At 68.2% G+C, this 25,521-nt stretch carries 26 protein-coding genes and 1 tRNA gene; 9 read left to right on the top strand and 18 right to left on the bottom strand.

What is annotated here, in order from left to right:
* Positions 1-9: 9 nt before the first annotated feature.
* A complete protein-coding gene (locus AD72_RS11900; protein ID WP_156365143.1) occupies positions 10-927 on the top strand; it encodes a UbiA family prenyltransferase in 918 nt (305 codons plus the stop codon).
* Between the two features lie 12 nt (positions 928-939).
* Here the strand turns inward: AD72_RS11900 and AD72_RS11895 are convergent, their stop codons facing one another.
* The 9 genes from AD72_RS11895 to AD72_RS11855 all read right to left on the bottom strand — a co-directional run bounded on the left by AD72_RS11895 (position 940) and on the right by AD72_RS11855 (position 10,817).
* Entirely contained in the window at positions 940-1,215 is a 276-nt protein-coding gene (locus AD72_RS11895) for a DUF2277 domain-containing protein (RefSeq protein WP_031466535.1), read from the bottom strand.
* A 7-nt stretch (positions 1,216-1,222) separates the two neighbouring features.
* On the bottom strand, positions 1,223-2,146 hold the full coding sequence (locus AD72_RS11890; protein WP_082468893.1) for an ROK family protein: 924 nt from the start codon (positions 2,144-2,146) through the stop codon (positions 1,223-1,225).
* Positions 2,121-3,557 (bottom strand): APC family permease, encoded by a 1,437-nt coding sequence (locus tag AD72_RS11885; RefSeq protein WP_031466533.1) that lies wholly within the window; start codon positions 3,555-3,557, stop codon positions 2,121-2,123. Before AD72_RS11885 ends, AD72_RS11890 begins: the two co-directional genes overlap by 26 nt.
* 22 nt (positions 3,558-3,579) lie before the next feature.
* Entirely contained in the window at positions 3,580-4,776 is a 1,197-nt protein-coding gene (locus AD72_RS11880) for an alanine racemase (RefSeq protein ID WP_031466532.1), read from the bottom strand.
* Positions 4,767-5,966 (bottom strand): ROK family protein, encoded by a 1,200-nt coding sequence (locus tag AD72_RS11875; protein ID WP_037345495.1) that lies wholly within the window; start codon positions 5,964-5,966, stop codon positions 4,767-4,769. The genes AD72_RS11880 and AD72_RS11875 overlap by 10 nt, the downstream gene beginning before the upstream one ends.
* 83 nt (positions 5,967-6,049) lie before the next feature.
* Positions 6,050-7,237: a macrolide family glycosyltransferase gene (locus AD72_RS11870; RefSeq protein WP_031466530.1), complete on the bottom strand. Its 1,188-nt coding sequence runs from the start codon at positions 7,235-7,237 to the stop codon at positions 6,050-6,052.
* A 116-nt stretch (positions 7,238-7,353) separates the two neighbouring features.
* Positions 7,354-8,910, bottom strand: coding sequence for an alkaline phosphatase D family protein (locus tag AD72_RS11865; RefSeq protein ID WP_031466529.1), 1,557 nt, complete (start codon positions 8,908-8,910; stop codon positions 7,354-7,356).
* A 104-nt stretch (positions 8,911-9,014) separates the two neighbouring features.
* Positions 9,015-10,178, bottom strand: coding sequence for a glutathionylspermidine synthase family protein (locus AD72_RS11860; protein WP_031466528.1), 1,164 nt, complete (start codon positions 10,176-10,178; stop codon positions 9,015-9,017).
* Positions 10,179-10,817, bottom strand: coding sequence for a hypothetical protein (locus tag AD72_RS11855; protein ID WP_031466527.1), 639 nt, complete (start codon positions 10,815-10,817; stop codon positions 10,179-10,181). It lies immediately after the preceding gene.
* An 84-nt stretch (positions 10,818-10,901) separates the two neighbouring features.
* Here AD72_RS11855 and AD72_RS11850 point away from each other — a divergent pair, with 84 nt between their 5' ends.
* Positions 10,902-11,780 carry a septum formation family protein gene (locus AD72_RS11850; RefSeq protein ID WP_051898520.1) on the top strand — a complete coding sequence of 293 codons (879 nt, stop codon included), beginning with the start codon at positions 10,902-10,904 and terminating at the stop codon, positions 11,778-11,780.
* Positions 11,781-11,785: 5 nt separating this feature from the next.
* Entirely contained in the window at positions 11,786-12,130 is a 345-nt protein-coding gene (locus tag AD72_RS11845; RefSeq protein ID WP_031466525.1) for a metallopeptidase family protein, read from the top strand.
* Between the two features lie 99 nt (positions 12,131-12,229).
* Here AD72_RS11845 and AD72_RS11840 read toward each other — a convergent pair whose 3' ends face one another.
* Positions 12,230-13,648 (bottom strand): alpha/beta hydrolase fold domain-containing protein, encoded by a 1,419-nt coding sequence (locus AD72_RS11840; RefSeq protein WP_082468890.1) that lies wholly within the window; start codon positions 13,646-13,648, stop codon positions 12,230-12,232.
* A gap of 71 nt (positions 13,649-13,719) precedes the next feature.
* On the opposite strand from AD72_RS11840, the gene AD72_RS11835 reads away from it, so the two are divergent.
* Together AD72_RS11835 and AD72_RS11830 are read left to right on the top strand one after the other, a co-directional pair.
* Positions 13,720-14,280, top strand: a complete 561-nt coding sequence (locus AD72_RS11835) for an NADPH-dependent FMN reductase (RefSeq protein ID WP_031466523.1) — start codon at positions 13,720-13,722, stop codon at positions 14,278-14,280.
* A gap of 51 nt (positions 14,281-14,331) precedes the next feature.
* A complete protein-coding gene (locus AD72_RS11830; RefSeq protein WP_031466522.1) occupies positions 14,332-14,775 on the top strand; it encodes an organic hydroperoxide resistance protein in 444 nt (147 codons plus the stop codon).
* A gap of 84 nt (positions 14,776-14,859) precedes the next feature.
* On the opposite strand, the gene AD72_RS11825 is transcribed toward AD72_RS11830, so the two are convergent.
* Positions 14,860-16,683 (bottom strand): prolyl oligopeptidase family serine peptidase, encoded by a 1,824-nt coding sequence (locus tag AD72_RS11825; RefSeq protein WP_031466521.1) that lies wholly within the window; start codon positions 16,681-16,683, stop codon positions 14,860-14,862.
* A 25-nt stretch (positions 16,684-16,708) separates the two neighbouring features.
* Between AD72_RS11825 and AD72_RS11820 the strand changes: the two genes are divergently transcribed.
* A complete protein-coding gene (locus AD72_RS11820) occupies positions 16,709-17,362 on the top strand; it encodes a vitamin K epoxide reductase family protein (protein WP_037345492.1) in 654 nt (217 codons plus the stop codon).
* On the opposite strand, the gene AD72_RS11815 is transcribed toward AD72_RS11820, so the two are convergent.
* From AD72_RS11815 to AD72_RS11795, 5 genes are all read right to left on the bottom strand, one after another.
* The gene (locus AD72_RS11815) at positions 17,359-17,685 is read right to left on the bottom strand and encodes a hypothetical protein (RefSeq protein WP_031466519.1); all 327 of its coding nucleotides are present in this window, start codon (positions 17,683-17,685) and stop codon (positions 17,359-17,361) included. The genes AD72_RS11820 and AD72_RS11815 overlap by 4 nt on opposite strands.
* 9 nt (positions 17,686-17,694) lie before the next feature.
* Positions 17,695-18,168 (bottom strand): GNAT family N-acetyltransferase, encoded by a 474-nt coding sequence (locus AD72_RS11810; protein ID WP_031466518.1) that lies wholly within the window; start codon positions 18,166-18,168, stop codon positions 17,695-17,697.
* 107 nt (positions 18,169-18,275) lie between these two features.
* Positions 18,276-18,349: transfer RNA gene (locus AD72_RS11805), tRNA-Pro, on the bottom strand.
* Between the two features lie 19 nt (positions 18,350-18,368).
* A complete protein-coding gene (locus AD72_RS11800) occupies positions 18,369-19,319 on the bottom strand; it encodes a metallophosphoesterase (RefSeq protein ID WP_031466517.1) in 951 nt (316 codons plus the stop codon).
* Between the two features lie 344 nt (positions 19,320-19,663).
* Positions 19,664-21,988 carry a penicillin-binding protein gene (locus tag AD72_RS11795; protein WP_051898519.1) on the bottom strand — a complete coding sequence of 775 codons (2,325 nt, stop codon included), beginning with the start codon at positions 21,986-21,988 and terminating at the stop codon, positions 19,664-19,666.
* Between the two features lie 279 nt (positions 21,989-22,267).
* Here AD72_RS11795 and AD72_RS11790 point away from each other — a divergent pair, with 279 nt between their 5' ends.
* Complete coding sequence (locus AD72_RS11790) at positions 22,268-22,567, top strand: WhiB family transcriptional regulator (RefSeq protein WP_020497233.1); 300 nt, start codon at positions 22,268-22,270, stop codon at positions 22,565-22,567.
* A gap of 26 nt (positions 22,568-22,593) precedes the next feature.
* On the opposite strand, the gene bagB is transcribed toward AD72_RS11790, so the two are convergent.
* Entirely contained in the window at positions 22,594-23,724 is a 1,131-nt protein-coding gene (gene bagB / locus AD72_RS11785; protein ID WP_031466515.1) for an ATPase BagB, read from the bottom strand.
* Positions 23,714-24,730, bottom strand: coding sequence for an ATPase BagA (gene bagA / locus AD72_RS11780; RefSeq protein WP_037345508.1), 1,017 nt, complete (start codon positions 24,728-24,730; stop codon positions 23,714-23,716). The genes bagB and bagA overlap by 11 nt, the downstream gene beginning before the upstream one ends.
* A 128-nt stretch (positions 24,731-24,858) precedes the next feature.
* Here bagA and sp36 point away from each other — a divergent pair, with 128 nt between their 5' ends.
* Positions 24,859-25,014 carry a Sp36 family protein gene (gene sp36, locus AD72_RS35565; RefSeq protein WP_082468889.1) on the top strand — a complete coding sequence of 52 codons (156 nt, stop codon included), beginning with the start codon at positions 24,859-24,861 and terminating at the stop codon, positions 25,012-25,014.
* The gene (locus AD72_RS11775; protein WP_051898518.1) at positions 25,011-25,499 is read left to right on the top strand and encodes a RidA family protein; all 489 of its coding nucleotides are present in this window, start codon (positions 25,011-25,013) and stop codon (positions 25,497-25,499) included. The genes sp36 and AD72_RS11775 overlap by 4 nt, the downstream gene beginning before the upstream one ends.
* Positions 25,500-25,521: the final 22 nt, after the last annotated feature.

The raw sequence follows: 25,521 nt of genomic DNA, 5'->3' as shown, positions 1-25,521 counted from the left end.
CATGGCGGAATGCCCGTCACCTCGGTACCGAGTTCCCCCGCCCCGCCCACGATCGGCCCGGTGCGGCGGGAGCTGCGCATCACCGCCCGGTTGCTCGCGGACAACATCGTGATCAGCGCGCTGCCCCCGCTCGCGTTCACCGTGGTCGCGGCCCTGCGCTACGGGCTCGGCGGGGTGGCCCTGGCCGGTTCCGTACTGGGATCGCTGCTGTGGTCGGTGCTGTTCATCTATGTGGTCGATGCGAGCAACCAGGCCGCGGCCGCGCACGAGGACCGGATCAACAAGCCCTACCGGCCCATTCCCGCCGGACTGGTCACCGAGACCGGGATGTGGCGCAGGGCGGTGGCGGGATCGGTGCTGTACCTGGTGATCGCGGCGTGCTGCGGCTGGATTCCGTTGCTGTGCGCGGCGATCTGGACGGCGAGTATCACGCTGTTCCACCGCAGGGTTGCGCAGCGCCACTACCTGTACGTCAAACCGTGGATCATGGTCCTCGGGGTCTGCGCGCAGCTGGCCGGTGGCTGGTCCATCGCGCACCCGCTGGACGGCACGGGCTGGCGCTGGGTGCTGGGGTGCGCGCTGCTGTTCGTGCTCCCGCTGCCCATCGAGGACATTCGCGACATCGAGGGCGATCGCGCGATCGGGCGCAGGACCCTGGCACTGGTACTCGGCGCGCGCCCGGTCCGGGCCTGGTTCATCGTGATGATGCTGGCCTGGCCGGTGCTCGCCTGGCTGTTGCTGTTCCGGGACAGCGGCGCGGCTCCGGCCGTCATCGCGGTCATCACGGCGGTGTTCACCGCGCTGTGCTGGGGCACCGCCGCGCACGCCGCGCTGCACCGGGGGCGGCGCGGGGACCGGATCGACTACCAGCTCTACAGCGTGGCACAACTGGCCCTCGTCGCCAGTGCGCTCGTGCTGTTGACCTAGGCTCGGGCAGGCTCAGGAAGCGGTCCCGAAACGTTTCGCCGCGCGCTCGCGTGCCTTGGCGGCCTCCTCCTCGCGATCGCGCGGCGGGGCCTTGGTCACCAGCTGGTCGAGCAGCGTCTGGGTGGCCTCGGCGACCGCGCGCACCGCGGTGTCGAAGGCTTCCTGGTTCGCGGCGGAGGGGCGGGTCGTTCCGCTGATCTTGCGCACGTACTGCAGCGCGGCGGCGTCGACCTCATCGGTGGTCGCGGGCGGGGCGAAGTTGTGCAGGACGCGAATGTTTCGGCACATGGGTCCACTATGACCGATCTGCCGGGCTCTGGCCATCGGTGCGGACCGCCCAGCCGGGAAGCCGCCCGGTGCGCGCCTCCTCGGCGAGGGTGAAGGCCCCGCGCAGCGCCGCGTCCTGGGTGTAGGCGGCGGCGCGCAGCTCGCACCGGTCGGCGCCGAGCGCGGCGAGGCGGGTGCGCAGGGCCTCGAGCAGCGCGGATCCGGTCGACATGAGCCCGCCGCCGACCGCGATCACGGCGGGGTCGAGCACGAGTACGAGCTGCGCGAGCGTTTCGGCGAGCCGGTCGAGCGCCTCGCCGGCGATCGCGGCGAGCCGGGGATCGGTGGAGCGCAGGATCGCGCTCGCGGTCAGGTCCCCATCCCCGGTTCCCCGCCCGGCCGCGGCCACGAGCGCGCCACCGCCCACGATCTCCTCCAGCATTCGCGGGTCGCCGAGAATCCTGGCGTAGCCGATCTCCCCGGCGAACCCGTTGGCCCCGGTCAGGATCCGCCCGTCCAGGATCGGCGCGGCGAACACCCCGGTGCCGAGGTTCAGGTACACCCCGGGATCCACTCCGCGCAGCGCCCCGGTGCGCAGTTCGGCGAGCGCCGCGGCGCGCACATCGTGGCCGAGCGCGACGGTGTGCCCGGGCAGTTCCGCGCGGATCGCGCCGGGCAGGTCGAACCGTTCGAGGCCGGGAAGGTTCGGGGAGAGCGCGATGCCCTCGGCCGTGACATGCCCCGGGCACACGATCCCGATGTGCGCGTGCCCGGTGTCGCAGAGCAGTTTGGCCGTGATCCGCAGGATCCTGCGTAGCGCACTCGGACCGTCCTCGCCCGCGTCCATCGTGGGCAGCCGTTCGGTGCCGAAGGGTTCGCACGCGATCACCGTTTTCGTGCCGCCGATGTCCACGGCGACGAGTGGCTCAGGTACGGGCCGGGGTTCGTTCATCGTTCGGTTTTTCCTCGGTTTCCTCGAACACCCGCCCCATCGCGGAGAGCACTTCCGGTCGTTTGCGTTTGGCGATCGCCAGATAGATACCGCCGATGATCATCCAGGCTACCAACAATATGGGGGCGAGCCCGTCCGGGAATCCGGGGAACGGAATGAGCTGGCCGTATATCGGGAGCAACATGAGTGCCACGGTCAAAACGGGAAGTACCGCGTGCCGGAAAACCGAGAATTCATCCCGGTGTTTGCGATAGTAGAACCGGATGAGCCCGATGCTCATCAGCATGTAGATGAGTACCATGCCGAGTCCGAGCAGGGTTCCCGCGAAGCTGTACACCCCGAGCGCCCCGATCGCACTGCCCACTCCGATGGTGAACACCAGCGCGAATCCGAGGTATGCGGTGATCGCGAACTGCGGCACCCCGCGCTTGCTCACCCTGCCGAGCAGCCGAGGGAGCACGTGTTCGCGGCCCATCGAGAACAGCACCCGCACGATCGCGTTCGAACCGGACACCACGTTCGCGAACTGGCTGATCAGCACGGTGAGCGTGAAAATCCAGGTGATTCCCCAATAACGGTGCACGAGCGCGCTCCACGGGGAATCCGCGGCGATCGCGTGCGCGTTTTCCGGGCCGAAACCGATCGAAGCCGTGTAGGTCATGAAAACGTAGAAAACACCGATCACGAGCACCGCGCTGAACAGGGCGAGCGGAATGCTGCGTTTCGCGCTCTTGGCTTCCTCGCCGAGCGTGGAAACCGATTCGAAACCGATGAACATCAGGATTCCCCACAGCATCCCGGTGCCGATCCCGCCGATTCCGTTCGTCGAATGCATCGGGTTGAACGGGGCGAGCGAGATGCCCGCGTCCCCGCCCTTGGCCAGGATCGTGGCGGCGAGCCCGAGCAGCACCCCGACCTCGAGTACGAGGAAGACCAGTGCGGTGCGCGCGGAACTGGAGACCCCGAGCGAGTTCACCACCCACACGATCAGCACGAAAACCACGGAGAACAGCTGCCAGGGCAGTTCGGCCCCGGAGAGCTCCTTGACGAACATCGCGCTGTAGTTGCCGAGCGCGGCGAACAGCATCGGGCCGACCATGCCGTAGGTGAGCAGCAGCAGCCAGCCGGACAGGAATCCGCCGCTCGGCCCGAATCCGTGGCTGTTGTAGGTGTAGGCGAATCCCGCGGTGGGCAGTTTGCGCGCGAATCCGGCGATGGTGTTCGCCACCAGCAGGCAGGCGATCATGGCCAGCAGGATGGAGAGCGGGACCGCGTATCCCGCCCCGCTCGCGGCCTGGCCGGTGTTGAACGCGACGCTGGTCGCCGGTCCCATGAACGCCATGCACATGGCGACTGCGCTGAACACCGAGAGGGTGTTCCCGCGCAGTTTGGTCGGATCTTTTCCGGACATTTCTCGGCTCCTCGGGTATCGCTCAGACCGGCTCGGCGACCAGGTTCGCTTCCTGGTCGTAGCGCGGGCGCAGTACGGGTGCGCCCGCGCGCAGTCCGGTCATGGCAAGGGTGCGCCCGCGGGTGACGAAGCTCTGCGGGCGGAAACAGAACACCACGGAGTCGCCCTCGCGGATCCCGGCTTTGCGCGCCCCGCACAACACGTTGTAGTAGTGGATCGCGCCGTCGTCCGCGGTGTCCACGTTCAGCACGGTGTCCAATGCGGACTCATCGCGCCCGGCCACCGCGGTCAGCTGGAATTCCCCGAGCACCTTGTCGATGTAGTAGCCCGCGCCGAACACATAGGCGTCTTCACCGTCCACATGCGACACTTCGCTGAGCAGGACGATCGCGGGCAGTTCCGGGGCGGAATCCTCGAACAGGTGCAGCGGTGTGGTGCCGAGCACCGCGTTGCCTGGTTCGACGTGGGTCGCCCCGGCCGCGGCGAGCTCGGGGAGGGTACGCGCCGAGGTGGTGCCCGGCATGTTGACCTGTTCGATCGGGAAACCGGCCGTGCGCAAGCGATCCGCGGCCTCGGCCACGGTGCCCGCGTTCGGCGTCGTCACGATGCGCCTGGCCTCGGCGTCCGCGAGCAGGCAGGGGAAGCTGGTCACTCCGGCGACCCGGATCCCCTCGATCGCCTGCACCGCCTTGGCTTCGCGCTCGATGTCCGCGAGGGCGAAGCCGCCGCCGTGGCCGAAGTAGAACCGGTCCCCGGGCGCCTGCACCCGCAGTAGCACGGCCTGCTCGATGCCGCGATCCCGCGCGGCCGCGCCGATCCGTTCCGCGGTGGGCACGGAGAACACGGTGACCACCTCGGGGTGCGCGTCGAGCAGGAACCCCTCACTTCCCCGGTGCGGCTGTACGAGATGACCGACGTGGCCGACCGGTACATCGTGCCGGTGCGCCGCGTAGGTGCACACCGGATCCACCGAGACGACCGGGCCGAGCCCCGCCGCGATGGCCGCCTCGCTCGCGTCCGGATTGCGGCCGTACTGCTTGGCCATCAGATAGGTGTGCAATCCGTTGCCCCGGGCCGCCTCGGCGAGCACCGCCGCGTTGCGCGCGATCATGTCGGTGTCCAGCACGTAGGTGTTCGCCGGGAGTTCGCCACGCTGATGTGCCTCGATGGCGGCGCTGGGCAGCCGGGGGTTTTTCTCGAGGAGACGGTTCAGGAACATGGCTTGCCTTCTTCGTTGAGTGGGGTGTTGTTCAGCAGCAGCCCGATATCGAGCGTGGTGCCGAGTGCGAGTGCGGTGTCCGTCTCCACCCCGAACCGGGTGTGCAGCACGGCGAGCGCCCGGGCCACGGCGCCGATCGCGCCCGCTCGGTCGCCGAGTTCCGGGGGGACCAGCCGCGGGCATTCGGGGAGTCCGTCCTGTGCGCGGGCGCGGATCCGTTCGCGCATCTCCGCGCCGATCGATTCGGAGACCCGCCCGCCGAGTACGACGAGTTCCGGTTCGTAGGCCATAGTCACCGCGGTGAGCACGAAACCGAGCGCCCGCTCGAACTGTTCGAGCACCGGGCGGTGCGCGTATTTCTGGCTGCGGAACAGTTCTTCTGCGGTGGTGACCGGGTACCGGGTCCTCTTGCTGTTCTCGATCAGGCCCTCCGCGGAGACCAGTCGCTCCACCGGTTCCCCTTCGAAGGGCAGGAATCCGAACTCGCCGACGAGCCCGGTTCGCCCGCCGAGCACCCGCCTGCCGAGCGCGACACCGGCGCCGAACCCGTGGCCGATGGTGAACATGACCGCGTCCTGTGCCCCGCTCGCCGCGCCATGGCGCAGTTCTCCTTCGAGTGCGAGGTTCGCATCGTTGTCGAAGGTGACGGTGCCGCCGAGTCGCTCGCGCAGCCGGGAGGTGAATTCGGTGCCGTTGATCTGCGGGAGGTTCGTCGCGCCGCGCACCGTGCTCCCGTCCGCGGCGACCGCGCCGGGCAGGCCGAGCACGATCACCCGTTCGGCGTTGGCGGCCTGCACGGCGAGTCCGTCGATCCGCTCGGCGAGCCAGTCCGCGAGCTCACCCGCGGTGCTGCCCTGCGGGGTGGCATCGGTGGTGTATCGCGGTGCGCCGCCGACCAGATCGGTGCCGAGCAGCCGGCAGGTGGTGCCGCCGAGGTCCACCCCGCAGGCCACGCCGCGCTCGGTCGCCGCCTCGAGCGCCACGGCCTGCCTGCCGCGTTTGCCCGTCTCGACCGGCGCGCCCTCCCGGATGAGGCCTTCCTCGAGCAGGTCCTCGACGACCCTGGACACGGTCGCCGGGCTCAGTTCGGTCGCCCGGCCGAGTTCAGGCCGGCTGCGTCGCCCGGAGGCGAGCAGCACGGCGAGCACGCTGGACCGGTTCGCCACTCGGGTATCCGCTGTCTCGACCATTTCGACTCACAGTGAAATATTTGCAGAGTGATTGAAATGTATGCCTGATCGAGCGCGGTGTCAAGATGTGATGAAAGACCAGGTCAGGACATGAAGGCGAGGAGCGCATCGGCCCCGGTTGCCGCGGCGGGGTGGGTCTGGAGCTTGTTGCTGATGTCCGTGAGCCGTGTCCGGATGCCGACATCAGCCGCGGTGCTGTTCACCGTCTCGCGCAGGCCCTCGGCGGTGAGTCCTTCCTGATCCAGGACCGTGCCGTAACCGAGTTCGGCCGCCCGCCGCCCATTGGCCGCCTGCTCCGGCTGCTGCGGACAGGAGATCAGCGGAACCCCGAAATAGAGCGCTTCCATGGTCGAGTTCATCCCGGTGTGCGAGACGAAGGCGCGCGCCGAACGGAGCACATCGAGCTGCGGGAACCGATCGCGCACCTCGAAGTTCGCCGGGATCGCGCCGAGTTCGGACTTGTCGACGTGTTCCCCGATGGACATGGCCACCCGCCATTCGGTGTCGCCGAACGCCTCCAGACAGGTGCGGTAGAACTTCTCCTGGGCGTTGAACACCGTGCCGAGCGAGATGAACAGCAGCGGATCACCCGGCGACTGCCAGCTTCCCGAGTCCACCCGGTCCTCGACGGCCGGGCCGAGGAACACGAACCGCTCATCGAAGGTCTCGCCGGAGAACTGGAATTCCCGGGGCACGAAGACCAGGTTCAGCTCCGCGATCTGGTTCAGGAAATCGACGTCCCCGCTGATGCCCTGCCCTTCGGCGAACACGCGAACCTGATCGTTGACCTTCTCGAAAGCCGCGCGCATCTTCTCGAATCCGCTGGTGTCGGCGTTCTCCATGAACGCCTGCCGCACATTGAAATGCTCATTGCTCGCATGGCTCGGGTGCAGGTAGGCGAACGGCAGGTCCAGCTTCCGCGCGAGCAGTGCGGCGACGCTGGTCATGGCGTCCGCGCAGATCACATCCGGGCGGTCCGCGGCATAGCGCTCGAGCAGCACCGGGTACGTGTCGGTGACCGAATTGACGAAGGTACCGATCCGCTTCAGGAATTCCTCCGTGTCGAACTGGATACCGCCCTTCGGGACATCGGGCAGGGTGAAGGGGGCCGCGACCGGTTCCGCGCCCGCGGCACGCACCTGCGCATGGAAATCCTCCCCGGTCGCATAGCTGACCCGGTGGCCACGGCGCACCAGTTCCGCGACAAGGGGAAGGGTCGGATTGACGTGTCCGTGCGCCGGCATGCTGAAGAACGCGAAATGCTTGGCCATACTCACTCCCTCGGTCGGTACATACCGATTGTGCCCGAACGGACACGGTCACGGTGCACTGCGAATGGGCGTGAGGGCCGACACATCGCGGCCTCCGGACATTTCGGCGATCGGGCCTATTTCGGATGAGCGGGCAGTTCGGTGGACCAGAGCACGGTTCCGCCGTTGTCCCGCAGTCGCACGGTGAGCGCCTTGCTCGCCGCGTCGATGCAGACCTGGCCGAAGAACTGGTATTCGGTCGCGGGGGAGGCGTTCTTCACCGGTGGCGCCTTGACGAAGACCTGGTGCGCGCCGAAGGTCGTGTCCACGGCGTCGGGCGGATAGGAACCCGCGTGCAGCGGTCCGGAGGTGAACTGCCAGAACGGGTCGAATTCGGGGAACGCGGCCTTGTCCGGGTCGAAATAGTGCGCGGCGGTGTAGTGCACATCGGTGGTCAGCCACACCACGTTGCGGATTCCGTTGTGCTTCAGGAACCGGAGTATGTCGGCGATCTGGCGTTCCCTGCCGAGCGGCGCGCCGTTGTCGCCCTGGGCGACCCCCTCGAATTTCCCGCCGTCGTCCGGAACCACTTCGCACAGCGGCATGTCGTTGGAGATGATCTTCCAGGTCGCGGTGGACGCGGCGAGTTCGCGCTTGAGCCATTCGGCCTGGCGGCGGCCGAGGATCCCGCCGTTGTTGTACCGCTGTTTGTTCGCCGAATTGGCGTCCCGGTACCAGCGCATATCGAGCACGAAGACGTCGAGCAGCGGGCCGTGGCGCAGCACCCGGTAGACCCGTCCTTCGGCGTCATGGCGCGGATGCATCGGCACGTACTCGTGGAATGCCTTGCGGGCGCGGTATTTCAGGACGTCGACGCGCTTCTCCCGGTAGGCCGGATCGTCCAGGATCTCGCCCGGGTACCAGTTGTTGCGGGTTTCGTGGTCGTCCCACTGCTGGATCTGGGCGACCTCGGCGTAGAACCGGCGCAGCGGCTCGTCGAGCAGGTTGTACTTGTAGTTGCCCCGGTACTCGGCCAGGGTTTCGGCCACCTTGGATTTCTCCTCGGTGACCAGGTTGTGCCAGATCGAACCGTCGGGCAGCGTGATGCTCGGTTCGATCGGATCATCGGCGTAGATGTTGTCCCCGTTGCACAGGTAGAAATCCGGGTCGAGTTCGCGCATCCGGTCGAAGATGCGGTACCCGCCGCGTGCGGTGTCGATGCCGAATCCCTGCCCGGCCAGATCGCCGGACCAGACGAAGGAAATGTCCCGGGCACCGTCCGATGCGGTGCGCAGATGGCCGGTGCGGGATTGCCCGGCCAGTGTCGGATCGGCGAGGTCGTAGGGCGTGATCCGGTAGTAGACATCGCTTCCCGAGGGCAGCGCGGGAAGCACGGCCTTACCGGTGAAGTCGGTCTCGCCGAGCAGCGGCGGCCCGGAAAACCGGCGCGCGTCCCGGAAATCCGGCCGGGTCGCGTACTCCACGACCATCCGGGACGGGCGGTCGGCGCGCGCCCACACCGTGGCCGTGTGCGCGCCGACATCCCCGCTCTGCAGTCCGTGCGGCAGGGTCGGGCGGCCGCCGCGGATCAGTGCCGGGGCCGGTGCCGCGGTGAGCACCGCCGCGCCACCGGCGAGGGCGCCGGAGAACAGGGTTCGCCGGGAGAGCTGAGCTCGAGTGGAGAACGAAGACACGCGCGCATCGCCTTTCGGTCGGAGGAATCAACAGTGATTCCTATCCGGCCGTGGCGAATTTCAGGTGTGCGCGCGGTGAATTGTTCCGCCCCGCCTCGCTGCGCTCATTCCTCGATACGGTGCGGAATGAAGGCGGCCCCGTCATCGGTGACCAGCCCCGCGGATTCGCGGATGCCGAGCCCGGCCGCGTCGTCCCCGACGATCCACGCGCCGAGTGCGGGCCGGTACCCGTCGAATTCGGGCAGCGGGTTGAACATCTGGTAGACGTAGCCCTCTTCGCCGTAGACTCCGCCGGTTTCGGTCTCGTAGCCGGGCGCGACGATCTGCATGTTCGCGCCTTCGCGGCCCAGCCGCGGTTTGCGGATGTATTCGGTGAGGAATCCGGGCTGGTCCAGGAAAGCGGGCAGCAGGTTCGGGTGGTCGGGGTACATCTCCCACAGGATCGCGAGCAGCGCCTTGTTGGAGAGCAGCATCTTCCACATCGGCTCGACCCACATGGTCTGCGGGAGTTTGGCGGCCGCGTGCTTGCCGAAGTCGTCGTCGACGAGCCATTCCCAGGGGTAGAGCTTGAAGATGGAGTTCATCGGGGACTCTTCGAGGTCGACGAACTGTTCCATGAGTTCGTCCCAGCCGATGTCCTCGATGGCGAGCCCGACCGTGTCCACCCCGGCCTCGGCCGCGGTCTCCTGCATGTAGGCGGTGGTGACGTGGTCCTCGCCGGTCGGGTCCCCGCTGGACCAGGTGAAGTGCACCTGGTTCGAGGGGAGCAGCCCGCGCACTTCCTTCCACCGCTCGACGAGCCGTTCGTGGATGGAGTTCCACTGGTCGCTGTCCGGGAACATCTCGGTCTTCCACTGCCACTGCACGACGGAAGCCTCGAGCAGAGTGGTCGGGGTGTCCGCGTTGTACTCGAGCAGTTTCGCCGGGCCGGTGCCGTCGTAGCGCAGGTCGAAGCGGCCGAAGATGTGCGGATCACGGCGCCGCCAGGATTCGGCGATCGCGGGCCAGGCCCACTCCGGAATGCCGAACTCGGCGAACCGCTCGGTGGTGACCACGGAATCGACCGCTTCCAGGCACATCGAGTGCAGCAGTTCCACATCCGCCTCGATGGACAGGATCTCGTCCATGGAGAACACGTAGTGCACCGACTCGTCCCAGTACGGCCGGGGCGCGCCCGCCGCGTCCTTGGCCGGAGTGCCGTAGACCAGGCCGAGGTCCTCGACGATCTTCAGCCAGTTCTTCCGGACCTTCGAACTTTCCTTGCGCACTCAGGAACCGCCGCTCTTGCCGCCGAAACCGCCGCTTTTCCCACCGAAGCCGCCCTTGCCGGTGCCGAGGCCGCCGCGCTGGATGGTCTTGCCGCTCTTGGTCTTGATGTTCGCGCCCTCGGGCTTGGTGAACGAGCCGCCGGTGACGCGGCCGTTCTGCACGGTCCCGCCGTAGTTGTAGTGGTATTGCCCGAATCCGCCACCCGGGATGAGCAGTGGCATGAACATCATGCCACCGGCGCCCGGATGCCCGCCGTTCTGCTCCACGTACTTCTGGTCGCACATGCGCTCGTCGGGTGCGACGTTGCCGTCCTTGTCGGTGCAGGTCGCGGTGACCTCGTCCGGCGTGGAGGTGATGTACCAGGCACCGATCAGCGCGGCGATCCCGACGGTGACCCCGCCGCCGATCATCAGCTTGCGCCTGCGCTCGGCCTTCTCCAGCTGCTCCTGCGCGGCCTGTGCCTCGGCCTGGGCGCGGGCCTGTTCGCGTTCCTCGGCCTTGCGGCGGGCGCGCTGTTCGGCTACCGAGGGCTCACGGGGAGTAGTGGACTCCGGATCCTGGTAGCGCATCGAGCCACGGGGCGTCGGCTCCTGCTCCTCCGGCTCGGGAGTTCTCTCGTCGTTCTGGTGCTCGGTCACGATCGTTCCTTGATTCGGCGCCCGGTTTGTACCTACGACGCTACCTCAGCCACGCCTGCCTCGTGTGCTGGCATGATAGAGCCGATGGCGCGCTACTCCAGGACGAACCGATCCCGCCCCTTCGCGCTGCTCGCCGCGGCCGCGCTGGGCGCGGTCATCGTGCTCGTCGTGGCGGGCGCCTTCTCCTGGCATCCGACCCGGTCCGCGGCCGCCGAACAGCAGGAACAGCGGGCGACCGCGCTCGCCGCGCCGCCGGGGACCTGCCTGAGCTGGCAGCAGCCGGGCCAACGGCAGATCGGCACGGTGGACTGCGCCCGGCCGCATCTGTTCGAGACCATCGGGAAGGTGGCCCTGCCCGCGGGCGACCGGCCCCCGGCCGGTGCCGCGCTCCAGCAGCTCAGCGCGCAGCGATGCACCGCGCAGGCCGCGTCCTACCTCGGCGGTCCGCTCGATTCCCAGGGCAAGTTCAGCGTCGGTGCCCTCGCCCCGGACGCGGATCAGTGGAGTTCCGGCGAACACACGCTCGTGTGCGGGCTGCGGGCCGCCGCACCCTCGGGGAAGCGGCTGTTCGAGGTGACCGGATCGGTGCGCGGCCAGGATCAGTCGAACGTCCGTGAGCCGGGCACCTGTGTCGGCCTGACGGACAAGGGCGCGCCGGGGGACCCGACCGACTGCGGGAAGGCGCACGCCTACGAGATCGTCGGCACCGTGGACGAGAAGGAATTGTTCGGAAACGGTTATCCGAGCGAGAGCAAACAGCGCCACGGTCTCGTGGACCGGTGCACCGCGCTGGCCAAGCAGTACACCAAGCTCGACTACAGCGGCCTCGGTCTGCAACTGACCTGGGACACCATCGGCAAGGACAGCTGGGCGGCCGGTTCGCACAAGATCAACTGCAAGGTGGCCGCGCTGAAGAAGGACGGGTCCGGGCTCAAGACGACGACCGGGAGCATCCGCAGGTGAGTGGCATGCACCTGTCCGAGGCGGAGTTCACCGAACTGGTCGGCGAGGCACTGGACGGAATCCCGGAACGGTTCACCGCCGCCATGGACAACGTGGTCGTGCTCGTGGAGGACGAGCAACCGGGCGAACCCGGACTGCTCGGCCTCTACCACGGCATCGCGCTGACCGAGCGCACCACCGAATACGGCGGGGCGCTACCGGATCGCATCACCATCTACCGGCTGCCGATCCTGGCCCGCTGTGCCACACCTGCCGAAGTGGTGGAGGAAGTGAAGATCACCGTGGTACACGAGATCGCGCACCATTTCGGGATCGACGACGACACCCTCCACGACTACGGCTGGGCGTGAACACGGTGCTCGGATCGGCTTGATTGGCGGCTCGGGTAGCGGAACCTCAGGCGCTCCCCCGCTCCGGGATCACCTTCTCAAAGCCGCTGCCTGAATCGCTCAGCTGGTGGGCATGGCGAAGGCACTGCGCAGGGTGCCCGCCGCTTCGGCGAGTGCCTGAGCCGGGCGCGGGCCGACGCCGAGCATGTTGATGTAGCCGTGGATCAGGTCGCGGTGGCGGCGCAGTACGACCGGAACCCCGGCCTCGGCGAGTTTGGCCGCGAAGGCCTCGCCGTCATCGCGCAGCGGGTCGAAGCCCGCGGTCGCGATGTAGGTCGGCGGCATCCCGGAAAGGTCGTCGGCGAGTGCGGGCGCGAACCGGATGTCGGTGCGCTGTTTGGGCGGGCAGTAGTAGTCCGCGAAGTAGTCCATGTCCTTGTCGGTGATGAAGAAACCGGAGGGGAACAGTTCTTTGCGGCTGCGCGTCGGCTCGGGCGAGGTGGATGGGTAGAAGGCGAGCACGAAATCGGGATCGGCGAGCAGCCCGGTGACGATCGCGAGGTTGCCGCCCGCGCTGTCCCCGCCGACCGCGATCATCCGCGGATCGGCGCCGAGTTCGGCCGCGTGCGCGCGGGCGTAGTGGTAGGCGGTGAGCGCATCGTCCACCGCCGCGGGGAAGGGGAATTCCGGGGCGACCCGGTAGTCGACGGACAGCACCCGCACCCCGGCGTTCTGCGCGAGGAACCGGCAGGCGTTGTCGTGGGTGTCCAGATCTCCGATGACCCAGCCGCCGCCGTGGAAGAACACCAGCAGCGGCGAGCCGTCCGCCAGCCCGGCCGGGGTGTACAGCCGGGAACGCAGTTCCCCGATCTGCATGGTGCTCGCGTAGACCGGCTCGATGCGCGGCACATCCACCGCGGGACCGTTCTCCACCAGGTGTTTGCGGGCCAGGGGCGGTCCGCCCGGCGCGCTGAGTCCGTCGATGCCCTGAAGTTCGAGCAGTCGCAGCAGCAGCCGCATGTCCGGGTCGAGGGTCTGGCCGTCGAGGCGAATCGGGCGGCCGGAGAGGGCTTTGCGTATCGGTGCGGGCAGGTTGAACAGCGTGCGCGCGAACTTGGTGTTCACACTCGGCGGGAGCTTGCTGACGAGCTTTGTCGCATCGACCACGGTTGACCTCCTCGAGAACCTGGCTGTGAGGCTACCCAACCTGCCCCGGTGCTCGGCGACCCAGCGGTAGGTACGGTCCTGGACCTGCCGGATCACCGGCAGGCGATACAGCGTCACCGGGAGACCACTGCCGGTCACCGCGGCGAGGGCGGTGTTGACCGCCTCGGCCCCGGTCGTCCGCTTCCCGTCCGCGCCGACCCAGTGCAGCGATTCGGCGAGCTCCGTCCGGCTCACCCCGCTGAGCTCGGTGGCGCCCGGATCCTGCAGCGGCAGCAGCGCGACCCGTCCGTGGTGGTCCAGCCGGGCGAGCAGATCTTTGCTCTGCAAGCAGAATCCGCAGTCGCCGTCGTAGATCAGTGTGCCCAGGATCATGCTCGACCTCTACTTAGGTTGAGGTGTCAGACTGGTTGCGGGGTACTCCACGTATGGGAAGGATCGTAGGCATGACGGTCAGCATTGTCGGGATCGGCGGCTCCACGAGGCCGGACTCGCAGTCCGGGCGCGCGATGCGGCTCGTGCTCGCCGGGGCCGAACAGGCCGGCGCTAAGGTCAGCGCGGTCACCGGCGCCGATCTCGAGCTGCCGTTCTACGACCCCTCGATCACCGAACGGCCCGCTGCGGCCGTCTCGATGATCGAGCTGCTGCGCGCCGCCGATGGAGTGGTGTTCGTCTCGCCGGGCTATCACGGCACCGTCTCCGGGCTGGTGAAGAACGCGCTCGACTACATCGAGGAACTGCGCACCGATGACCGGCCCTATCTGGACGGCCGCGCGATCGGCTGTGTCGCCGTGGCCGCGGGCTGGCAGGCCTCGGTGAACACGCTCAACGCGCTGCGCTCGATCGCGCACGCCACCCGGGGCTGGCCCACCCCGCTCGGTGCCGCGGTGAACTCCATCGAGGTCGGTTTCGACGCCTCCGGGGGCTGCACCGATGACCGGGTCGCGGCGAACCTGGCGATGATCGGCGCGCAGGTGACCGAGTTCGCCACCCGCCGGGCGGCATAGCGAAGGCCGTCCGTTGGTTGTACGGGAGACCGATACGAAAGGACGGACGACATGGCAGCTGCACACATCGACCCGCTGTACACCGCGACCGCGATCGCCAGCGGGGACGGCCGCAACGGGGAGGTTCGCTCCTCCGACGGGGTGATCGACGAGAAGCTCGCGGCTCCGAAGGAGATGGGCGGCCCCGGCGGCCTGCACACCAACCCGGAGCAGCTGTTCGCCGCCGGGTACGCGGCCTGTTTCCACGGTGCGCTGCGGCTGGTCGCCAAGCAGGCGGGCGAACAGCTCGGCGAGGACACCGAGGTGACCGCGAACGTGGGCATCGGCAAGACCGAGTCGGGCGGCTTCGGGCTCACCGTCGCCATTCAGGTCAAGCTGCCCGGCCTGGAACAGGGCAAGGCCGAGCAGCTGGCCGCGAACGCGCACCAGGTGTGCCCCTACTCGAACGCCACCCGGGGCAACATCGAGGTCCAGGTCAGCGCCGTAACTCATTGAGAGGTCAGCGTTGGGGGCGGTCCCCGTAGCGCCGGGTGCGTGGGTGGTGAACAGCGGCTACGCCGCTGAAGAACACGTGGACCGTTATTCGGCGAGGGCGCGGCGCGCGAAATCGATCTCGATGGCCGTCTGCTTGATGGTCTCGGCGACGACGAGCGAGCCGTGCCCCGCGTCGTAGCGGTACACCTCGTAGGGTGATCCGCGCTCGGCGAGCCGGTCGAGGTAGTTCTCGATCTGGCGGATCGGGCAGCGTGGATCGTTCTCGCCTGCGATCACCAGTGCCGGCGCACGCACCTGGTCGACGTAGGTCAGCGGGGAACACCGGGCGTAGAGCTCGGGAAGTTCCTCGGGGGAGCCGCCGAACAGTGCCCGGTCGAAGGCGCGCAGCTGCTCCATCTCGTCGGCGTACGCGGCCAGGTAGTCGGCGACCGGGACCACGGCGAGCCCGGCCGCCCAGCGCTCCGGCTGGGTGCCGATGCCGAGCAGGGTCAGGTAGCCGCCCCAGGAGGCGCCGCCGAGCACGCACCGCCGCGGATCGGCGAGCCCGGTCTGCACGGCCCAGTCCATCACCGCGGCGATGTCCTCGAGCTCGGTCAGTCCGGGGCGGCCCTCGATCGCGTCCCGCCAGGTGGAACCGTATCCGGTGGAACCGCGGTAGTTGACCTCCACGACCGCGAACCCGGCGTCCACCCAGGCCGCGCGGTAGGCGGAGAACCGGTCCTCGTCGCTGGCGTGCGGGCCGCCGTGCACGGAGAACACCGTCGGCAGCCGCTCGCCGCCCGGGGAGGCCACGAGCGCGTGCACCGTGCCACCGGGACCGGCCACGAAGGCATCGGTCACCGGGACCGACTCCGGGGCGATCGGACCGGGCGGCTCGAGCAGCACCCGCTCGGCGCCGTCCGCACCGAGGGTGCGGATCTTGCCCGGGGTGGACGCTGCGGACCAGGAGTACTCGACCGATCCGTCCGGGCGCGCGCTCGCCGAGCCGATGGTGCCCTTCGGGGTGTCCAGCGCGGTCAGCCGCATGGTGCGCAGGTCGAAACGGTGCACGGTGTTGCGGCTCTCGTGGGTGTGCAGGATCAGCAGTGCCGATCCGTCCGGATACCAGTCGGCGACCACCTCGCCGGGCAGATCGAGCAGGATCTCGGTCTCGGCGTCCCGCACCGGATCCCAGACGAGCAGTTCCTCCCGGCCGCGCCGTTCGTGCACCACCAGCAGCCGGTTGTCCCCCTCGGTGGGGCCGAAGGCGATCGCCTCGAGTCCCTTGCCCGGTCCGTCGGACTTCTCCGCGACCACCGAGCCGTCCGCGACGGAGTACACGCGCAGCGCGGGGTGGCGGTTGTCGCCGTGCTCGGAGTGCCCGATCGCGAGCAGGGTCTCGTCCTCGGACAGTGCGGAGACCCCGGCATCGGTCTCGTGCCGGTAGATCACCCTGGCCGGGTCCGTTCCGGTGGCCAGCCAGACGGTGCTGCCCTCGTCGGTGGAGACGCCGACCGCCCGGGTGTTCCGGCCGATGGCGAGCCCGCCCGGGTAACCGTCGGCGGCCTCGGGAACCGCGGGTGTGCCCGCTCCGCCGGTGAACGGTTCGCGTATCCAGTGCCCGAACTCGTCGCCATCGGTGTCGTTGAACCACCAGATCGACTCGCCGTCGGCGGACAGCGCCCCGTGAATGGTGCCGTTCGGCCGGTCCGTGACCTTGCGGTGCTCGCCGGTCTCCCGGTCCCAGGCGTACAGCTCCCACACCCCGGAGGCGTTGGAGACGTACAGCGAACGGGCGGGTGCGTGCTCCGCCCAGTCGGGCAGGGACATCCGCGCCGCGGTGAACCGGGCCCGCCAGCGCGACTCCGCGCTCGCGTCGTCGAACAGCTGTCCAGGAACGGGGGCTTGCGGATGCGCGGTACCAGTCACGGCGCGATCATCGCACGGTTCTACTATGAGCGACGTGATGGCACAGGTCGAACACGGCGAGCTAGGTGAGGACGAATTCGAGGAGGAGCAGACCGGCGTCGAGCGGGTCTTTCCCTGGATTCTGCTCATCGGCGGGCTGATCGGGGCCGCCTCGGCGATCATGCTGACGATCGAGAAGATCAACAGCCTCGCCGACAAGAACTATGTGCCCAGCTGCAACTTCAATCCGCTGATCAGCTGCGGTTCGGTGATGAACACCCCGCAGGGTTCGGCGTTCGGGTTCGCGAACCCGGTCATCGGCATCTTCGGCTTCGCGGTGGTCATCACCATCGGCGTCGCGCTGCTCTGCCGGGCCAGCTTCCCCGACTGGTTCTGGATGGGCCTGCTGTTCGGCTGCCTTTTCGGGGTCGGCTTCATCCACTGGCTGTTCATCGAGAGCGTCTTCGTCATCCACAAGCTGTGCCCGTACTGCATGGCGGTCTGGATCGTGATGATCGCGATCTTCAGCTACACCGTGCTCGTGCTGTTCTCCACCGACCGGGTCGGCGCACCGGAAGCGGTCAAACGGCCGATGCGCGCGATCGCCCGGTTCCACCCGGTCGTGCCGATCGTGTGGCTGCTGATCATCTTCGGGATCATCGTCGGCTACTTCTGGGACCAGTGGGCGGTGGTCTTCTAATCGAGCTCGGGAAGGGCGGAGCGCTGATAGCGGTTCGCCGTCCGCATGAGTTCGGTCGCTTTCGCGAAATTCCCGCGGGCCGAGGCACGCAGGGAATAGGAAAGGAAAGCGACACTTGTCAGGAAATCGGCCGATGAGTCGCTGCCGTCCGATTTCCGGAGCATCGATTCGAGCATTTCCTCGATCGACTCCGCCGCGCTGAGATGCGCCACCCGCAGGGCGTTCGCCGAATCGGCGATCGCGTGCCGTTTCTCCGGGGGAAGGGAATCGAGCCAGTCCTGCTGTTCTTTGCCGACCTGCCAGTCCTTGGGGAACCCGCTCACCGGGGCATTTTACCAGGTAGCGGCGCGGGCAATCCGTTTCTCGAAGGAGTGGTCCGTGTACGGATCGTCACCGTAGCCGGGGATCTCGGTGTAGCCGAGCCGCGCGTAGAGCCGCCGCGCCTCGACCAGGTCCGTCCGCGTCTCCAAGCGGATCACCGAGGCGCCGCGTTCGGCCGCGTGCCGTTCCGTCTCGGCCACCAGGAGCCTGGCCAGCCCGGTCCCGCGCTGCGCGGGCCGCACGTACAGCCGCTTCAGTTCCAGGTAGCCGTCCGCTTCGCGCAGCCCGGCACAGCCTGCCGGTTCCCCGTCGACGTAGGCGATCAGGGTGACCGCGAGGTGGTAGGGGCGTTCGGCGAGTTCCTCGTCGATCTCGGCCTCGGTCGCGGGCCTTCCGTAGTAGCGCCCGATCACCTCGCCGAGGTATTCGCGCAGCAGTAGCCGGTCGTCCGGGTCGGTCGGCGCAACGGCGCGGATCTCGGTCACCCCACCAGTTTCGGTGCCCCCGCAACCGAAATTCGGCGGCAACCCAATAAGGCGGCAACCCAATAAAGAAGCCCGGGTCCGTACGGACCCGGGCTTCCGGCTATTTGTCGGGGTGGCGGGATTTGAACCCACGACCTCCTCGACCCGAACGAGGCACGCTTCCAAGCTGCGCCACACCCCGAGATGAGCCGTGCATGAGTCTAGCCGATGGCTTCACCGCGGCCGAAACCGGCCCCACTCAGGCTGTCCGAGTTCGCGGTCGGCACCGGGACCAGCGTCAACAGGTTCGCCTCCGGCGGGCAGGCGAACCGGACGGGGGCATACGGCGAGGTGCCGAGGCCCGCGGAGACGTGCAGCCACATGTGCGCGCCCCAGCGCGAGGCGCCGCGGGCACGGGAACGGTCGAGCTCACAGTTGGTGACGATCGCGCCGTAACCGGGAATGCGCAGCTGTCCACCGTGGGTGTGCCCGGCGAGCACCAGGTTGTATCCGTCGTTGGCGAACGCGTCGAGCACCCGTGGCTCCGGCGAGTGGGTGAGCCCGAGGCGCACCGCCGCGCGCACATCCGCGGCACCCGAGATGCGGTCGTACCGGTCCCGGCGCAGATGCGGATCGTCGACCCCGGCGAGGAACACATCCCTGCCGTGCACATCCAGATGGCCACGGGAGTGCGTGGCGTCCATCCAGCCGCGTTCGAGCAGCGCGGCCCGCAGATCCCGCCAGGGCAGCCGGACGCCGTGGATGCGCTTCTTGTTCGCCCGCGGCATCAGGTAGCGCGCCGGGTTCTTCGGCTTGGGAGCGTAGTAGTCGTTGCTGCCGAACACGAAGGCACCGGGGAAGTTCAGCAGCGGGCCGAGCGCGCGCATCACGGCGGGTACCGCCTTGCGGTGGGCGAGGTTGTCCCCGGTGTTGATCACCAGATCGGGCTGTAGCTCGGCCAGTTCGGCCACCCAGCGCTGTTTGGAACGCTGGCCGGGCATCATGTGCAGATCCGAGATGTGCAGCAGCCGCAGCGGCTCCGCGCCCGGCGGCAGCACCGGAAGCGTCGCCTCGCGCAGGGTCCATCGCCGCCGCTCGTAGATCCCGGCATAGGCGAGTGTCGCTGCACCGGCCGCTAATACGGACAAAGCGGAGCGCTGGATACGGTTCATACCCTCGATGCTACGTACTCGCGGGCGGGATGGGTAATGGTCCTTACCTATGCTTAACGCTGCTCGTGGTGCGGAGTGCGGCTGTGGCGCTCACCAGTGCGAGCGCCACCGGGGCGAGGATCGCCGGGTTGACGTAGCCGGGCACGAGGTCGGTGTCGGCGTCGCATTTCCGGCTGAGCGGGAAGAACCGAGTCGCGACCTCGTCGGGAGAGCGGGGTCGTAGTAGTCGCAGGTCTCGGGAACACGCATGCGGTACAGGTGCCGGAGGGGCCCTGGCGTGGATGAGGATCGCTCCGGCGAGCGCGCACCCGGCGGTCGTGGTCAGGAGCGCGCTCGTCCGTTGGCTACTGCTGCTTGCCATCCGAGGTGTAGAGGGTGATCTGCTGCCCCTTCACCACATTGCCCTGCGGGGTCTCGGCGAGGACGGTGCCCTGTTTGGCCTTCCCGGTCGTTTCCTTGACCACGACATTGGTGTATCCGGCCTTGCTGAGCGCTTCCTTGGCGGAGTCGACGTCCTGGTTCACCACATAGGGCACGACCGGGGCGCGGTCGCCGCTGGTGAGCATCGAGTCGGGGGCCGGTGGCACGGGTTTGACCTTCTTGTCGCCCAGGATGGCGTTGAAGGCGTCGAAGTAGGGCGGACCGGCCGCGGAACCACCGAAGGCACCGCCCTTGTCGCCGCCGGAACAGCCCGCGACGATGGGTTTCCCGCCGCAGAGCGGAGCCGGGTTGGAGCCGTCGGAGTAGACCATCGAGGCGACCCCGTAGTTGTCCACGCCCGCGGCGAAGGCGACCGATTCGTTGGAGTTGGTGGTACCGGTCTTGGCGAAGTCGGGCCGGTTCCAGTTGGCCGCGCGGGCCGCCGCCGCGGAGGTACCGCCGATGGTGTCCTCGGACATACCCTGAGCCAGCGCCTTGGCCACATCCGGGGAGATGACCTGTTCGCAGGGCTTGCTCGGCACCGGGACCGGTTTGCCGTCCCGGTCGGTGATGGACAGCACCGGGTTCGGCGGGCACCAGGTGCCGCCGGAGTTGATCGTGGACATCACATTCGACATCTCGAGCGGGCTGACCGCGCTGACGCCGAGGGTGAACGAGAGCTTGGTCTGGTAGAACTTCGACTGCGGCTGGTTGAGCCGGTCGTCCTTGGAACGCTGATCGTCCGGATCGGTGATCGGCGGATTCCCGATCGTGTTGGACTGCATCGTGTGCCGCAGCCCGAGCCGCTGGGCCATCTGCAGCACCTTGGACAGCCCCACCTTGTTCTCCAGCAGGAAGAACGCGGTGTTCGGGGACTTCTCCAGGGCGGAACGCAGCGAGATGGTCGGCCCGGTCCCGTTCAGGTTCGAGGTGTGCTGGGGCTGCTCGAACCTGGGTGCGCCATTGCGCTTGACCGAGACGCTCTTCGGGTTCGGCAGCACCGTGTTCAGGCCCGCGTCGCCGTTCTCCAGCGCCGCGGCCGAGGTGAAGATCTTGAACGTGGACCCGCCGCCGAAGGTCACCGAGGGATCCGAGACGACGTTGTAACTGCGCCCGCCCTCGTCGGCATCGATGCCATAGGTGCGGTTGGAGACCATGGCCTGCACCTGGTGCGCCTGCGGTCCGGAACCGACGACCGCGAAGGAGTTCGTGACGTTCGGGGAGTCCGGTGCCACGGACTTCTTCACCGAGTCCCGGGCGGCCTTCGACATCTTCGGGTCCAGCGAGGTCTTGATGGTGTAGCCGCCGGTCTCGATCTGGTCCTTGGTGAACCCGTTCTCCTCGAGGTATTCCTTGACGTAGTCGCAGAAGAATCCGGCGTAGTCCGGCGCGCCGACGCAGCTTGGCGAGGGCAGCTTGCGCTCGGGCACGATGCCGAGTCCCTCGTTCTTGAGGTCCGCTGCCTGCTGCTTGGTGATCGCCTTGGACTCCGCCATCTTGTCCAGCACGAAATTGCGCCGCTGCAGGGCCTTGTCCGGGTTCTTCCACGGATCGAGCACGATCGGGTTGTTCACCATGCCGGCCAGCAGCGCGGACTGGGGAATGGTGAGTTTGTCCGGGGTGGTGTCGAAGAAGGTCTTGGCCGCGGCCCCGACCCCGTACACGTTCGTCGCGAAGGTCACCACGTTCAGGTAACCGGCGAGGATCTGGTCCTTGCTCATCCGCTGCTCGAGCTGCATCGAGATGCGTGCCTCGCGCAGTTTCCGCGCGATGTTCGCCTCCTGATCGCGCAGCTGCTCGGCCTTGTTGTTCCGGTGCACGACGTTGACCAGGAAGTTCTTCACGTACTGCTGGGTGATGGAGGAGGCGCCCTGGGTGCTGCCGCCGCCGACGTCGTTGATCGCCGCGCGCAGTGTGCCCTTCCAGTCCACCCCGCCGTGGTCGAAGAACCGCCGGTCCTCGACCGCGACCATGGCGGCCTTCATGTTCTGCGAGATCTGATCGGGTGCGGCGGGCAACCGGTACTGGTCGTACAGCGAAGCGATCTGGTTGCCGTCCTTGTCCAGCACCCTGGTCACCAAGGGGGACTGGTTCGAGGTCAGATCGGCGGAGAGATCGTCCACCGTGTTGCTCATCTGATTGGAGAGGATTCCGGCGCCCCCAGCTGCGGGAAACAGCAGTCCGGCGACGAGCACCCCGGCGACTAGGCACAACCCGATCAGCTTGAAAAGACCATCTCGCACACGCACCCGGCCAGCATACGTGCGCGACGTAAAGCCAGGCTTGCCTCCACGCCGCGTAATCGCACTCTCTCTCCAGGTATCCCGTGTTCACTCGATCGGATTACCCATCTCCGGGTGGTCAGGAAATCGATTTCTGGACTGATGGAACCAATCGCTATTACAGTGCGTCGCAATCCACGAATTGAGCCGACCGCGCGGCATGGATGGAGGCCGTCGCCGCTCGCGGTATCCGGATTCGAAGGGGAACCCGGATGTGGATTGTTGATAACCGATAGGGGGTTCTCGATGGGGAACGATCGGAACGGGTGGCGCAGCCTGGCCTCGTGCCGCGACACCGATCCCGATGAACTGTTCGTACGCGGCGGGGCCGAGCAGCGCAAAGCGAAGATGGTGTGCATGAGCTGTCCGGTGCGCACCGAATGCCTCGCCGAGGCGCTCGACCGCAGGATCAACTTCGGCGTCTGGGGCGGGATGACCGAACGGGAACGCCGTGCGCTGCTGCGCCGTCGTCCGGAGGTCGGCTCCTGGCAGGAGCTGCTCAGCTCGGCCCGCGAGGAGTTCGTGCAGGAGAGCAAGGCGGGCTAGCGGGCCGGAGTCCCGGCCGCGCTCGCTCAGACCCCGACCAGGCGCAGCCCGATCTCCCGCAGCCCGTCCAGATCGTGCACGTCTCCGGCGAGCGCGGGTACCCCGATGGTCGCGATGCTCGGGTGTGCCTTCGCGAAGCGGGCCAGCAGCCGCTCTTCCTTGTGCGCGAGCGCGGCGCGGTCGGCGTGCAGCCGCAGGACCGCGGCGGCCAATGGTGCCCGCCCGAGTTCCTCCAGGTGTTCGGCCGCGGCGATCGCCCGCGGCTGGGCCAGCTCGGTCAGCAGCGGGTGGGTGCGGTTCACGACCAGTCCGGCCAGCGGCATCCGCTCGGTGGCCAGCCGCTCGACGAAGAAGGTCGCCTCACGCAGCGCGTCCGGTTCCGGGGTGGCCACGACCAGGAACGCGGTGCCCGGCGAGCGCAGCAGCTCGTAGGTCTTCTTGGCGCGCTCCCGGAACCCGCCGAAGATCGAGTCGAAGGCCTGCACGAAAGTCGAGGCGTCGGTGAGCAGCTGCCCGCCGATGATCGTGGACACGGCCTTGGCGAAGATGCCGAACCCGCCCGCCACGATCTTGCGCAGCCCGGAGCCGCCCGCCCGCGCGGGCCCGGCGAGCAGTTTGAGCACCCGCCCGTCGAGCACCGTGGACAGCCGCTGCGGCGCGTCCAGGAAGTCCAGCGCGGACCGCGAGGGCGGGGTGTCCACCACGATCAGATCCCACTGCCCGGTCTGCGCGAGCTGGCCGAGCTTCTCCATCGCCATGTATTCCTGCGTTCCGGAGAAGTTCGCCGAGATCGTCTGGTAGAAGGGATTCGCCAGGATCTCGTCGGCGCGCTCCTTCGTGGCGTGCGCGAGCACCATGTCGTCGAAGGTGCGCCGCATGTCCAGCATCATCGCGGAGAGCTCGCCCTTGGGGTCGAATCCCTCGATCTGCACGGCGCGCGGATGATTGCCCAGCTCGGCGAGCCCGAGTGCCTGCGCGAGCCTGCGTGCCGGGTCGATGGTGAGCACCACGGTCTTGCGGCCCCGCTCGGCCGCGCGCACCGCGATCGCGGCCGCCGTGGTGGTCTTGCCGACCCCGCCGGAACCACAGCACACGATCACCTTCGTGTCCCGGTCGTCGATGAGGCCGTCGACATCCACCGCTTGCTCAGCTGACACGGCTTCCCCCGGCTCCCTGTGCGTTCAGTGCTTCGGCGAGCTCGTAGAGGGCGGCCACATCCACCCCTTCGGTCAGCTCGGGCAGTTCCAGCACCGGGAGGTCGGTGCCGTCGAGCCGGGCGCGGGCGCGAGCCTCGGCGTCGACGCGGACCGCGTGTTCCACGGTCTCCTCCACGAGCCCTTCCAGTTCCTCGAGCCGCAGATCCAGTCCCGCGCTGGAGAGCCCATCGCGGATCCGGTTCTTGTCCACCCGGCCATCGGCGGCCGAGGAGATCGAGCGCGCGGGCAGCCGTGGCGGGCGCACCCGGTTCAGGATCACCGCGCCGGGACGCAGATCGGCGGCGTCCAGATCACGGATCGCCTCCAGCGTCTCGGTCACCGGCATCTCCTCGAGCAGCGTCACCAGATGCACCCGGGTGTCCTGGGAGTGCACCAGGTTGATCACGCCGTCCGAATGCCCGCGTACCGGGCCGACCTTGGCCAGATCGGAGAGTGCGCGGGTGACGTCGAGGAAGGGCACGATCCGCCCGGTCGGCGGCGCGTCGAGCACCACGTGGTCGTAGAGGTGCCGCCCGCGCGCCTCGGTGCGGGTGACCGTCTCCTTCACCTTCCCGGTGAGGATCACATCGCGGAGCCCGGGGGCCAGCGTGGTCGCGAACTCGATCGCGCCCATCCGGCGCAGGGTGCGGCCCGCGAACCCGAGGTTGTAGAACATGTCCAGGTACTCGAGCATCGCGGCCTCGGTGTCCACCGCGAGCGCGCGCACCTCGCCCTCGCCCGGCGCGGCCGCCACGTGCTCCTCCGCGTAGGGCAGCGGGGGAATGTCGAACAGCTGCGCGATGCCCTGGCGGCCCTCGACCTCGACCAGCAGCACCCGCTTGCCGCCGGTCGCGAGCGCGAGTGCCAGGGAGGTGGCGACCGTGGTCTTGCCCGTGCCTCCCTTGCCCGTGACGACGTGCAGTCGCGCGCGGGCGAGTTCGGCGTCCCACGGTTGGTCGGTGGGCATCATCAGTTCAGCCTATGCGTTCTCGAACGGTCGCCGGGGGTGAGCCCGGCGACACCGGGTGCTGGCACCTACTTCCGCGTAGGAAACCCGATGCCGCCGCCGACGTCAAACCTCCGTAGGCTCGGGTCATGACGAAGTGGGAGTACTCAACGGTTCCGTTGCTCACGCACGCCACGAAGCAGATCCTCGACCAGTGGGGCGAGGACGGCTGGGAACTGGTCACCGTCCTTCCCGGGCCGACCGGCGAGCAGCACGTGGCCTACCTCAAGCGCGAGAAGGCATGAGCGAGCTCGGCAGCGAGTCTTCGAGGCCGGCCGGGCACGCGCAGCGGCTCGCCGAGCTGGGGATCACGCTTCCCGAGGTGGCCACCCCGGTCGCGGCCTACGTGCCCGCGGTGCGTAGCGGCTCGTACGTGTACACCTCCGGCCAGCTGCCGTTCGTGAACGGGGAACTCGCCGCGACCGGCAAGGTCGGCGCCGAGGTCAGCGCGGAGGACGCGAAGGCCTATGCCCGCACCTGTGCGCTGAACGCGCTCGCCGCGGTGCACGCGCTCGTCGGGGTCGATGCGATCACCCGGATCGTGAAGGTCACCGGGTTCGTCGCCTCCGCGCCCGGTTTCGGCGGCCAGCCAGGGGTGCTCAACGGCGCCTCGGAGCTGTTCGGTGAGATCTTCGAGCAGGCGGGCACGCACGCCAGGTCCGCGGTCGGGGTCGCCGAGCTGCCGCTCGGTGCCCCGGTGGAAGTCGAACTGATCGCCGAGGTCGGCTGAACGAGCCTGCGCCGGTCGGCTA

Source organism: Sciscionella sediminilitoris, assembly GCF_000737195.2.
Lineage (GTDB): Bacteria > Actinomycetota > Actinomycetes > Mycobacteriales > Pseudonocardiaceae > Sciscionella > Sciscionella sediminilitoris.
This window is presented reverse-complemented; position numbering and strand designations above follow the sequence as displayed.